The sequence below is a fragment of the Nitrospirota bacterium genome (assembly GCA_016212185.1).
Classification (GTDB): domain Bacteria; phylum Nitrospirota; class Thermodesulfovibrionia; order UBA6902; family DSMQ01; genus JACRGX01.
In genome coordinates this window covers 1-12,651 of the sequence record JACRGX010000041.1, presented here as the reverse complement: position 1 = coordinate 12,651, position 12,651 = coordinate 1, and the positions used below count along the sequence as shown (strand labels likewise).

The window sequence follows — 12,651 nt, the reverse complement described above, 5'->3', positions numbered from 1 at the left end:
TCGATGTCGACTCATCGCATCCTGGGGCTGAAGTAGGTCCCAAGGGTTGGGCTGTTCGCCCATTAAAGCGGTACGAGAGTTGGGTTCAGAACGTCGTGAGACAGTTCGGTCCCTATCTGTCGTGGGCGCAGGAGACTTGAGAGGAGCTGTCCTTAGTACGAGAGGACCAGGATGGACGGACCTCTGGTGTGTGGGTTGTTCTGCCAAGAGCAGCGCCCAGTAGCTATGTTCGGATGGGATAACCGCTGAAAGCATCTAAGTGGGAAACCCGCCTCAAGATTAGGTCTCCCTCCCGAGAAATCGGGACTAAAGGTCTGTGGTAGACTACCACTTTGATAGGCTGGGTGTGTAAGTCCGGTAACGGATTGAGCTAACCAGTACTAATAGACCGTGTGCCTTGATCCACCTTAATCTAATACCTGCAGTTGTCAAAGGCAGACATTGCCGAAGGGCTGCATAGCAAATTATTTTGAAAGAGCATAAATTTTGGAGTATAATATTCATATAGTGCCCACAGGTTATGTGGGCACTTTTTTTATATTGCCGGGGAGCGGTTATATAGTGATAAGAAAAAAATGATAGAGAAAGACGTATTTGATGAAATAATTGACATCGGGAAAAGGCGCGGAGTCCTCACTTATGATGAAATAAATGAAGCCCTGCCGGCGGAGTTTTTTACCCCTGATGAAATAGAAGACCTCATGGATCTCCTTCAGGATATGGGAGTGAAGGTCGTTGATTTTGAAGAAGCAGCGCCGCTGGATGAGAGGGAGAAAGAGGATATTGAAGAATACGAGAAGCCCGAAGACCTGGTCCAGGCTTACTTCCATTCCATGGGAGACATCTCCATCCTTACAAGGGCTGAAGAAGTAGAGATAGCCAAGAAACTGGATGAAGGCAAGACTATTATCAAGGGGCTTTTACGCGGTTTGCCTCTGACTAAAAAAATAGAAAAAACAATTGTAAGCGATGACGGATTTGTAGAAGAGGAAGAACGCAATGAAGAAGTAGTGCTCAGGGTGCTTAATAAACTGCAGTCACTTATGCATGACATAAATGCCTTAAACAACAGGCTTACAAATTACGGAGGCTCCCTTAAAGGTTTAAGAAAACTCATTAAAGAAGAAAAAAGCAAAAAGAAGGTAAGGGTTAGGCGCGTAACTGAACTTGAGAACATTTCAAAAGATGCGCAGAGAACGCTTGCGAGGATTGAGGCAGAAGGGTCTATAAAAATAGAGCGCCTGATGACCTTATGGGACAGGGTTTATAAGGTGCAGGCGTTTATTGAGGACGCAAAAAATGAATTAATTACAAGAAATCTGAGATTGGTTGTCAATATTGCAAAAAATTATGTGGGCAGGGGACTGCCGCTTCTGGACCTCATACAGGAAGGCAATATAGGACTGATGAAGGCAGTGGATAAATTCAAACATGAAAAAGGGTTTAAATTCAGCACCTATGCTACATGGTGGATAAGGCAGGCAATAACAAGGGCGCTTATTGACCAGACAAAGACCATCAGGGTTCCGGTCCATATGATGGAGTTTTACAACAGGGTTACAAAGGCGTCCAGAGAGTTGACGCAGGTGCTTGGCAGGGAGCCGACTGATCATGAAATCGCGTCAAAACTTGAAGTGCCTGTCAGAAAAGTTGAAGAGGTATTCAGGGCAATACAGGACCCGATTGCGCTTCAGACGCCTGTCGGCGATGAAGACACGGAGTTGGAGGATTTTATCGGAGATAAAAACAGCCCTTCGCCTTATTCTGACGCAGAGAAAAAGGAAGTTTCAGGATACATACAAAAGGTGTTAACCACATTAACCCCTAAGGAAGAAAAAGTTATAAGGATGAGATTTGGCATCGGGGTTGACAGGGACCATACGCTTGAAGAAGTGGGCCGGCATTTGTCCATCACAAGGGAGCGTGTAAGGCAGATTGAGGCAAAGGCCCTGAGAAAACTCAAGCACCCGAGCAGATTAAGGGCGCTCCGGGCGCTGGTCACGACGTAGAAGAAAGTTCCACATTTTGAAAGAGCTTATTCCTGTTTTTCATTAAACCGCTAATAGATTTTCTTGGTTAGCCAGTCTTTAACATCGTTCTTAAATTCAGAATTTGATTTTTCATTTTTTATCTATGAAAAATCAGCGCGGTTTGAAACTTGTATGGTTTCCCGCAATGCAGGGAGTAATGACTGCTCTATGTTGTCAAAAATTCTGGGCATTGAATTTACCTAATTCCCCCGATTGTAAACTATTATTTAACCACTTGGAAAAGACTTTGGCAAGTAAAAACCATGCGCTTAAAATTCCTTAAAAACCTTTGCCAAAGAATCCCCTGCCACGTGCATTTTGAATTCGTTGAAATATCCAAACGGGGTAGTCATTACCGTAAAGCCGGTCTTCTGAAACCTCTCAACAACTTCATTTAAAAGCGCCTGCGCAAATTCAGGAGAGGATTTGCTTGCCGAGAGGTGATTGAAAGAGTGAAGTACGACATTTTTTGTATTGAACTTGCCTGCAATCCATTTTGTATTTTTGACGAATTTCTGAAGCACGCCGTCCCTGTCTGCCTCATCTTTTGCCTCTGAATGGTAAAAAATCACTACTGCATTTTTTACTGCCTCTTCCCTCTCCGCGTCAGGCGCGTCGGGCAGAATCTTGGCTGCGGTCTTATACCACCATTCATGGACATAGAACATAAGAAGTTTCATTTCAAATCATCCTTTTTATTAATTTTCAATATCCCATACCGAAAGCCTTTGGAACTTTGTGGTGTCCTTATACTTCCCTCCCCTTTGACGGGGGAGGGAGAGGGTGGGGGTGCTTGTGATGCTGTTTTCACCCTCCCCTTCATCCCCTCCCGTCAAGGGAGGGGAGATGTTTGGATACCCCGCTGTCTCTGTGGCGGGGAGGTTCAGTTATGCAATAAGGTATCAGGAGTTGTTTATTTTTTCAAGGAGTTATAATTTTGATAGTGCCTTATAAATTGTGTTAAGATGAATAGCAATGCTTGATATTAAAATCTTAAGAGAAAAAACTCAGATGGTCATTGATGCCCTTAAAAAAAGGGGCGCTGACGCATCAATCCTTGACGGGCTTTTGCGCCTTGAGACAGAGAGAAGGGCACAGCTTGGGGTTGTTGAAGAACTGAGACAGCGCAGGAATGCGCTGTCCGAAGAAATAGGAACGCTCAGAAAGCAGGGGCAGTCTCCTTCAGCGTTTTTGGAGAACGCCAAAAAAATCTCTGATGAGATAGCCCTAAAAGAGCAGTCCCTCCGCGAACTGGAGGCTCAGATCCTTCAGGAAATTCTGGTCATTCCTAATATTCCTCACGAATCCGTACCAGTTGGAAAAGATGATACTGGAAATGTTGAAATAAGAAAGTGGGGCAGGCTGCCTGAATTTTCCTTTCAGCCCAAAGCCCATTGGGATATAGGCGAAGACCTTAAAATACTTGATTTTGAAAGGGCAGGGAAGATTGCCGGCGCAAGATTCTGCCTGTATAAAGGGCTGGGCGCAAAACTTGAAAGGGCGCTCATAAATTTTATGCTGGACCTGCATACAGGCGGGGCAGGATACACCGAAGTATTCCCTCCAATCATTGTCAATAAGGATTCCATGACAGGGACAGGTCAATTGCCGAAATTTGAAGAAGACCTTTTTAAAATCGGCAACGACGAAAGGAATCTCTTTTTAATTCCCACTGCAGAAGTCCCGGTTACAAACATTTTCAGGGGTGAAATCCTGAATGAAGAAGAACTGCCTGTTTACTACACTGCATATACCCCGTGTTTTAGGCGCGAGGCCGGCTCATACGGCAAGGACACAAAGGGGCTTATAAGACAGCATCAGTTCAATAAGGTAGAGCTTGTGAAGTTTGTAAAGCCTGAGGATTCTTATAATGAACTTGAATCCCTTACGCTAAACGCAGAAGAGGTTTTGAAAAGGCTCGGGCTTCCTTACCGCATTGTTGCGCTGTGCACAGGAGACCTGGGATTTTCCTCGGCAAAAACTTATGATATTGAGGTTTGGTTTCCTTCTCAGGAAAGATACAGGGAAATCTCCTCCTGCTCTAATTTTGAAGACTTTCAGGCCAGAAGGGCTGACATACGGTTCAAAAGAAAAGGTAAAAAAGGCACTGAGTTTGTCCATACCTTAAACGGCTCGGGGCTTGCCATCGGACGCACCCTTGCGGCAATACTTGAGAATTTTCAACAGGAAGATGGTTCTGTTATAATACCGGAGACTCTCAGACCTTATATGAAGACTGAACGAATAGTTAAAAGTTAAGAGTTAAGAGCAGAAGGTTAACAGGCTGTTGAAAAAGCTCTTTATAATATATTTTTCATCTTTTGCCGTCATTCCCGTGAAAACGGGAATCTATTATTTTTTAATTATGCAACTGGATACCCCGATTAAATCGGGGTATGACAATTTTTTAGTAAGAATGGACTTTTTCAACAGCCTGTTGAGGGTTGAAGGATGAAGGTTGAAAAATAAGTTAATAGTTGCAGTTTAAATCTGTTCACCGTTCACCGTTCACTGATTACTGTTCACTGTAGTTAAAATGGAGGAGTGGCCGAGTGGCCGATGGCGGCGGTCTTGAAAACCGTTGTACTGAAAGGTACCGTGGGTTCGAATCCTACCTCCTCCGCTGTAATCCCTCCTGCGTTAAATGGATAGTGAGCGTATTCCCCGTGGTCTTGCCACAGGTAATATTAATTCGTGCGCCGGTTTTTCATCATCCAAAATATTAAAGAATTTAATACAAATATTTTTTATTGACTTGATGTAATAATTATATATAATTGATTGAAACTTGCTTGTAAAGCTTTACATATGTTATATAAGCAGGGTAATGAAGCGGCTATTCCCTATAACACTTATAGTGCTGATTGTCTTTAACGGGATATTATCAGCACAAGAGGAAACAGGGCCTAACTTGGAGATGTCTCAGCAGACAGTAACTGATTCCACAAACATTCATTATACCGGCAAATATTGTTCAGAATGCCATGAAAAAGAGCCTCAAAAAGGCAGGGGCAAGTTTCTAAAATTCAACGGCGACTTCACCCCCCTGTGCAAGTGCCATGGATACACCACCGAGACATATATCCATCCCATTGACATAGTGCCTTCTGAAGAAAAAAAGGCCCGTATGCCCATTAATTACCCGCTTAGAAACGGAAAGATGACCTGCGTTACATGTCATGACATTTACCTGCAGTGTCAGGATAACCAGAAGCTGAAACAGGTAAACAAAAGATTTTTAAGGGATGCCCCTTACAGAAAACGCACGGACTTATGCATTAAGTGCCATGATGAAAAAAAATATAAGATGCTCAACCCACACAACCAGCTCAATGCCAACGGTGAAATCATAGTGGAGAAATGCCTGTTCTGCCACGAGGAAAAACCTGATGAAAAACATGCTACTTTCAAAGACGTTAAACTTATCGGGGACCTTGTAATGCTCTGCCAGCGATGCCATGGTGAACGCCGCGACCATCCGGCGCGTGCCGACCATATACGTAAACCCTCGGCAGAAACAATAGAAATAATGAAAGCCGGTGAAAAGCAATTTAATATATCGCTTCCGCTTGATCAAGATGGAAAGATTTTCTGTGCTACATGCCATAACCCGCATGAAAAAGGCGTAATTCCGGCTGAATTGGCCGGCGCAAAAGGGGGAAGTGAAAAGTTCAGACATCGTCTTCCCGGGCAGATGTGCCGTGCATGTCATCAAAAATAAGAGAGGAGGGATGTAAGTGCCAAAAATACCTTTGTTTTACGGACTGTTAATTTTACTTTTAAGTCTATCCGTCAGTTTCCCTGCGGCTGCCGCTGACAAGGAAAATTGCCTTATGTGCCATAAATACCGTCAGCTCGGCAGAATTGACGAAAAGGGTAGAAAAATAAGTTATTTCGTTAGTGAAAATATCTACAACAAAACGGTCCACAGAAATGTTCCGTGCAGAGACTGCCACACATACATAACAAAACTGCCTCATGACCCCGTAACCGAAGAGGTCAATTGCTCCAATGAATGTCATATCAAGCCGCCTTTTTCGCAGGAGAATTTTTCACATAAAAAAATAGTTGAGGCATACAACAAAAGTGTTCACGGAATAAAGTCGGACGACCCGCCTGATGTAAAACAGGCAAAACCGTATTGTAAATACTGCCATCAGAATCCCTTGTTTATGAAGGTTGATGAAAAATATATTGCCGGCAAGACCCTGCTTCGCTGCTTAAACTGCCATGAAAGAGAAGGTGTTACAAAGGCATATACCCATATCACTCATCGACTGGGACACAAAACCAGCCGGTCGCCGCAGGAGGTAGTCCAGTTATGTTCAAAAAATTGCCATGAAAACGTTGAAATGATGAAGAAATTTAAGGTGTCAAAAAATACATTAGAAGCTGTGGAAACTTATAATGAATCCATACATGGAAAGGCGGTAGCGCTGGGCTCTGAAGAGGCTGCCGACTGCCTTAGCTGCCATGCAACGCACCTAATACATGACGTTCAGAAAAAAGATGACCCTGAGTCCACTATAAATCCAAAAAACCTGATAAGGACCTGCAAACAATGCCACACAAAGGTCAACAAACACTTCATACAGATTGACGTGCATTCCAATGTTGAAAAAAATCTGCTGCTTCATATGATTAATATAGGACTCACATTTGCGCTTTACGGTACATTTATCGGTCTTGTAGGCCTTATGCTGTTTGAGACCTACGGCAGAAAAAAAGACGGCATTAAATGGATGCTGAAGAAAGGCACTACATGGCGCGGACTGTCAAGGAGAATACCTAAAGATTAACTAAGGAGGAGCTATGTCTACTTTTTCCGAAAAAATTAACACCTTTGTCAAAGAAATAGTTACAGACACAGATACAGGCACAGGCACAGGCGCGGCTGACAGGGCTGAAGTTGAAGGTGTTGGAACCGTTCCGAGGGATATTTACAAATCTGTGAAATCAGATCCTTTGGGAGACCTGCCGCGGTATTCAATCCATATAGTCATTCAACACCTGATAACAATTATAACATTTGTTATCCTTGCCGCAACAGGGCTGCCGCTTCATTTCAGCCATGTATTCTGGGCGCCGTCTGTAATATCACTTTTTGGAGGGCCTGACTCTGCAAGGATGATCCACAGGGCGGCTGCATGTTTAATGGTATTGGGCGGCGTCTATCATTTGCTTACAATCATCCTGGGAACACTCATAAAAACCCGCACAGGAAAGTTTGACATTAAAAAGACACAGATACCGCGCCTTAAAGACCTGCATGACCTCATGCATGATATAAAATATTTCATGGGACGCGAGCCGTACAGGCCGAAAATGGAAAAATTTATGTACAAACAAAAGCTCCACTATCTTGCAATCTTGTGGGGCAATTTTGTTTTGATAACCGCAGGCTCAATGCTTCTGTTTCCGGAAACAGCATCTAAAATCCTGCCTGCCCCGTCTTTGTTTCAGAACCTTGCAAGGCTTATGCATGCCGATGAGGCTATAATGGCTGTGATTATTGTTGTCTTCTGGCACTGGTTTAATGTCCACCTTGCGCCGGGACGGTTTCCCCTTCAGTGGACCTTTATCACCGGTAAGATAACGCGCGAACATCAAATAGAGGAACACTTCATGGAATATTTGAATAATCTTAAGGAAATCCCTGAAGAACGGGAGTATATGAAGAATCTTTTGCGGGAAAAGGGATTATCATCAAAAGGAGGTGGACAATAATTGCCTGGAGAACCGAAACGATTAGAACATCCTAAGACGGTATATTTCGTTGGATTTATATTTGGATTAATCACACTTGCAGTAGTCACCGGAGTTGCCTATCATCTTTCTTTTTCACCGCACGGACCTGCAGTTCTAAGGCCGTTAAAGGCAAAGTTTGAGAAGGAAAAAAAATCGGCAATCCTTGACGAGGTAAGGCAGCATGAGGAGTTTGAAAAACACAGGCATTTCCACCACAGTGTTTCTTATCAGCAACTGCCTGAGCAAAAACGGCCGGTATGCTATATCTGTCATTCAGACTATCCGCACGGCAAGAATAAAAAAGTCAGGGCATTGCTCAACATGCATACACAATTTTTTGTATGCGAGACCTGCCATCTGGAACAGCAGGAAGGACAGGCAGTTACTTATAAATGGTACAACCCCCTTAATGACGACCCGAAGGGGCCGTTTTTCGGAACAAGCTATGACCCGGCGACAGGAAATCTTATTGAAGGAGACGACCCATTCTCAAAAATATCGCCCTATATCCATGCAGGAGGCAAAATGGAATCTGCCATCCAGCGGCAGGATGCGCCGCTTGCGCTGGATTATATAAAGGTAAAAGACACGCTTACACCTGAGCAAAGGGATAACGTCAAAAAGAAATTTCATGTCAGCATTAAGGCAAAGGGTCATGAATGCAAGACCTGTCATTCAAAAGGCGGCATTTTAAATTTCAAGCAGCTTGGATTTGCAGAAAACAGGGCTATTGATTTGGAACAACTGAATATCGCCGGCATGATAACTAAATACGAAAAGTTCTATATCCCTAATCTATTTCAATAAAAGGATTTTTAGTTTTGGTTAAAAAAATATTTTTTTTAATATTTTTTTTCTTATGCATTTTTGTCGCTTCTAACAATTCGTTTGCACTGCAATGTTTTAACATTAAAACCCACTTTACATCAAAGGATTCACTTGGGCTGGACCAGCCGAGTGACCTTGCCATCGGTCAAAACAGGGATATTTATATAGTTGACGGGCTGAACAACAGGATAGTTGTACTTGACAGTGACGGCCGATTGAATTTCACTTTTGGCAAAGAGGGCTCGGGGAAAGGCGAATTCAAATATCCTCTTGGAATAGACATCTCTCCGGGCGGCAAGGTTTTTATTGCAGATTCAGGGAATCACAGAGTTCAGGTTTTTGATTCAAGGGGCGGCTTTCTTGATATGTTTACAGTCAAAAGCGGCGCTAATGAAAAACCCTCGGACCCGGTTGACGTCCTGGTCTCCACTACCATCAATTATTTATATGTTTCTGATAATGACAACCATAAAATAAAGGTATATAAACAGGATGGGACCTTTGAATTTGAGTGGGGGCGGTTCGGCGAAGAGTTCGGGGAGTTCAGATACCCGGGCATCCTGGCCGTTAACAGGTTAAATGAGGTATTTGTCGTTGATGTATTAAATACGAGGGTCCAGAAATTTGACCCTTGGGGAAAATTTGTTGCGGATATCGGCTCGTGGGGAGTGCTTCAGGGTAAATTTTTCAGGCCTAAGGGTGTAGCCGTAGACAGGAAAAACAGGGCTTTTGTCACCGACAGCTATATGGGAGTTATACAAGTATTCACTGATTCGGGGCGTTTCCTCGGTGTTGTATGCGAAAACAATAAGAAGAAGGAATTTATTACGCCTGTTGGAATTGCAGTGGACAAAAACGACAGGTTCATAGTGGTTGAAATGAAAGCAGACAGAATAACTGCATTTACCCCGTTAGAATAATGTGCAGTTTCAAAACTTATTACAATCTCACCCGTTAGCGCACGGTCCCTGATGTGATCTGAATTCTAACGCATCCCTGATGATATGAAGGATATTATCCATCTGAAACGGCTTGCTGACACAGCTAAAGGCCCCGTAATGAATGGCATCATCAATTACTTCCTTGGAAAGATATGCCGATAGAAATATTACCGGAAGGTTGTGCTCACACTCTTTAATCTTCTTAAGCAGGTCTATGCCGCTTAAACCCGGCATTTTCAGGTCTGTAACAACTATATCATATTTTGAAGAGGCCATTAATTGAACGGCGTCTTCACCGTCAACTGCTGTGTCAACTGCATATCCTGCGCCTTCTAAACCCTTTGTTAACGACCACCTGATTAATTTCTCGTCATCAACAACTAATACTTTAATCTTTCCTCCCACAACTTGATGCAACTGTCTATTTTCATTTGAAAGAGCAGGCATAAGTTAACAATCAATATATCATTTAACATGGCACTTTGTGCAAAGGGCACTGTCAGTGTTAGATATTCTTAAAAATGGAACTACGGCCGGGTCATGGACATTATGACAGCTTGCACATTCTACTTTACCGCCGTAAAGCTTTATATCATTCGCAGCGCTGCCGCCCCAGCCCTTCTGTGCGTCTGTCGGCGCATTAAAATCACTTGTTGCAGGATACGTCATTGATATGGGATGGTCATCTGATAAATCAACGCCAAGATAGGCTGTTGTATGGTCAGCTGCACTGCCAGAGGGACTATGACATTGCGCGCAAGTCGTCACATCAATCGTCACGCTCATCCTTCTGTGGTTAGCAGACGGCGTCGTCGGCACACCCAGACCCGAACCAGGCGCATTAATGATAGAGTCAACAGCCTGCACCCCGTCATGACAGCTAAGGCAGGCCAGCGAAATACCGCCCGGCGGATTTCCCACGGTTGAATCCATCGTTGAGCTGGTATATATATTATAAGGGCCTGCCGGTGTGTTTTTGTTCCATAAAGGAGCTATGGTGCCTGAACTGTGAGGTGTATGGCAGTACACACATACCTCGTTAAATTGGTTATACCGTGTCGGCACATGGTTAAAACCAGCCCAGCTAAAACCAGAGCTTAAATCATGCTTTGAGTTGACTATACTGCTGCTATACACAATTGAGGCAAGTGCGAGGCACACTGCAAGAGCTATCAATAAACTTCTTGTTTTCATCATCCGCTCCTCCCATTTTCTTTTTTAAAATTCTAATTTCTTTTAACAACCTTGTCAAGCAAAATACTAACAGCAATTTTACTTTATATGACAGGAAGTGCAAAGCGCACTGCCGGCATTATCCATCACCATGAACCTGCAATTGCCCGGAGTGCTGCATGCACCATTGTCATGCGGGTTGTGACATGTTGAACACTCAACCTTGCTGCCGAACAGTCTGAGTTTGCCCGCTGCATCTACTGATTTGACGCTTACAGGGGTTTTCAGTGCGCCGTCGTTTGCCGCAAGGGTGTCATCATATACAAACCCGACCGGATGGTCATTGCTTATGTTTCCGCCATTTTCACCGATATTCAGCGGTCCGATTGCAGGGTCACTCAGATTAAAATCTCCGAACTGATTAGTCGTTGCGCTGCCGAGAGTCGGGTCCCAGTCTTTAGGCATATTTATCATTACATCAAAGGCCCCTACACCGTCATGACAGCTAAGGCATAAAAGGGACTGTACTCCGGGCTGGTTTATAGTTGCATCAATCGTTGTACTTGAATAAAGGGTAAATGTGGTTGTCTGAAGAGTCCTGTTCCAAAGATAACCATTAACCTGAGTTTTATTTGCATTATGCGGGGTATGACAGAAGACACAAACTTCAGTAGTACCAAATGCACCGCCCCCCCATCCGGCTCCATTTACTGAGAGGTTATGCTTGGAAGTTGAATCAGCAACGCTTTCCCCGTATGCCAAATAGGCAATGGAGAGGGAGAGAGTTAGTATTGTTAATATTGTTAGTAACTTTTTCATGGTACTTTTCCACATATATTTATGCAAAAAGGGTGCGAATCCTCACTTTTTTTACACTTATATGTATAAAAATTATCAATAGGGCTAACGTATTGATTTTAAACGATTTTATTTTTTTGGGTAATATTATTATATATTATATTCCCATATACAAGCCCCAATAGCCCTTTTTCTACTGAGCCATTTCGCACAATTGAGTGTGAAATGGCTTACTTTTGAGGGGGTTTTCCGGGTATATTGGGATGGTTAAAAAACGCCTCTTTAAAGCAAAATGGGGGAGTAAAAAGGGTTAACGTTGGAGCACATATGTGCCCCAACATTAACTCAGGTGCTTGTATTTTTATTGTCCTATCACAATAAAATTTCCACTACTTATAGATTGAGATTGTGCACTATACGATGTAGTACAAGCTCCACCCGGCACAATCACTATCCCCATCGCATCGGGACTATTGTCAGTTACAGTTGCTGTAAAAAGACATCCCGGCACTGAATTAACCGTTCCAACGCCTGTAACAGTTGCAGTACCTCCCGACGCTGTTACCCCTGTAATTGATGTGCTGACAAGGTTTAATCTCAGTTTCGTATAGTAATATTTAAGCCAGCTTGTGCCGAGAGATGAGCTTATAACATTGAGCGACATGCTTGCTCTGAACAGAGGCTCTGGATAATTGTAACCATTGCCTGATGCAGTAGCAACAGGTGTTGCCGGGTTACAATCATCGTCTATTCCGTTATTTACTATTTCAGTTGCACCTGGGTTGACAGCAGGGTTATTGTCATTACAATCAACACTTGAAGTATAACCATCATTGTCATTATCAGGATACACGAACTTCTGTATGCGATTATTACCAAGCTCTGTAACATAAACATTCCCTGAGCTATCTACTGCTACACCACTTGGATTATTAAACTGACCGTCTCCACTTCCATAAGAGCCCCACTTAGTTATAAAGACTCCATCAGATGTAAACTTCTGTATGCGGTGATTATAAAAATCTGTAACATAAACATTCCCTAAACTGTCTACTGTTACGCTCTCTGGATACCAGAACTGACCGTCTCCACTTCCATAAGAGCCGACCCTCAATTCTGAATCTGGGTTATCC

12 protein-coding genes, 1 tRNA gene and 1 rRNA gene are annotated in these 12,651 nt (G+C 43.3%); 9 read left to right on the top strand and 5 right to left on the bottom strand.

The genetic code is table 11. The features are described from left to right. Both HZA10_04700 and HZA10_04695 read left to right on the top strand, forming a co-directional pair. Positions 1-407 (top strand): 23S ribosomal RNA (locus HZA10_04700); the annotation flags it as partial. A 168-nt stretch (positions 408-575) separates the two neighbouring features. Then, on the top strand, positions 576-2,009 hold the full coding sequence (locus tag HZA10_04695; GenBank protein MBI5195600.1) for a sigma-70 family RNA polymerase sigma factor: 1,434 nt from the start codon (positions 576-578) through the stop codon (positions 2,007-2,009). Between the two features lie 290 nt (positions 2,010-2,299). On the opposite strand, the gene HZA10_04690 is transcribed toward HZA10_04695, so the two are convergent. After that, on the bottom strand, positions 2,300-2,710 hold the full coding sequence (locus HZA10_04690; GenBank protein MBI5195599.1) for a hypothetical protein: 411 nt from the start codon (positions 2,708-2,710) through the stop codon (positions 2,300-2,302). Between the two features lie 295 nt (positions 2,711-3,005). Here HZA10_04690 and serS point away from each other — a divergent pair, with 295 nt between their 5' ends. From serS to HZA10_04655, 7 genes are all read left to right on the top strand, one after another. Then, entirely contained in the window at positions 3,006-4,289 is a 1,284-nt protein-coding gene (gene serS / locus HZA10_04685) for a serine--tRNA ligase (protein ID MBI5195598.1), read from the top strand. Between the two features lie 279 nt (positions 4,290-4,568). Further along, positions 4,569-4,653: transfer RNA gene (locus HZA10_04680), tRNA-Ser, on the top strand. Between the two features lie 204 nt (positions 4,654-4,857). Further along, positions 4,858-5,751 (top strand): cytochrome c3 family protein, encoded by an 894-nt coding sequence (locus HZA10_04675; GenBank protein MBI5195597.1) that lies wholly within the window; start codon positions 4,858-4,860, stop codon positions 5,749-5,751. Positions 5,752-5,767: 16 nt separating this feature from the next. Further along, on the top strand, positions 5,768-6,829 hold the full coding sequence (locus tag HZA10_04670) for a hypothetical protein (protein MBI5195596.1): 1,062 nt from the start codon (positions 5,768-5,770) through the stop codon (positions 6,827-6,829). A 13-nt stretch (positions 6,830-6,842) separates the two neighbouring features. Then, positions 6,843-7,757 (top strand): hypothetical protein, encoded by a 915-nt coding sequence (locus HZA10_04665; GenBank protein MBI5195595.1) that lies wholly within the window; start codon positions 6,843-6,845, stop codon positions 7,755-7,757. Continuing rightward, a complete protein-coding gene (locus HZA10_04660; GenBank protein MBI5195594.1) occupies positions 7,758-8,585 on the top strand; it encodes a hypothetical protein in 828 nt (275 codons plus the stop codon). It abuts the gene before it with no gap. A 14-nt stretch (positions 8,586-8,599) separates the two neighbouring features. Beyond that, a complete protein-coding gene (locus HZA10_04655) occupies positions 8,600-9,526 on the top strand; it encodes an NHL repeat-containing protein (protein ID MBI5195593.1) in 927 nt (308 codons plus the stop codon). Positions 9,527-9,553: 27 nt separating this feature from the next. On the opposite strand, the gene HZA10_04650 is transcribed toward HZA10_04655, so the two are convergent. The 4 genes from HZA10_04650 to HZA10_04635 form a co-directional block, all read right to left on the bottom strand. Then, complete coding sequence (locus tag HZA10_04650) at positions 9,554-9,964, bottom strand: response regulator (protein MBI5195592.1); 411 nt, start codon at positions 9,962-9,964, stop codon at positions 9,554-9,556. 48 nt (positions 9,965-10,012) lie between these two features. Further along, positions 10,013-10,744, bottom strand: a complete 732-nt coding sequence (locus HZA10_04645; protein ID MBI5195591.1) for a hypothetical protein — start codon at positions 10,742-10,744, stop codon at positions 10,013-10,015. A 75-nt stretch (positions 10,745-10,819) separates the two neighbouring features. After that, positions 10,820-11,539: a hypothetical protein gene (locus tag HZA10_04640; GenBank protein ID MBI5195590.1), complete on the bottom strand. Its 720-nt coding sequence runs from the start codon at positions 11,537-11,539 to the stop codon at positions 10,820-10,822. Positions 11,540-11,879: 340 nt separating this feature from the next. Next, positions 11,880-12,651 (bottom strand): hypothetical protein (locus HZA10_04635; GenBank protein ID MBI5195589.1); only part of this gene is annotated, 772 nt, incomplete at its 5' end.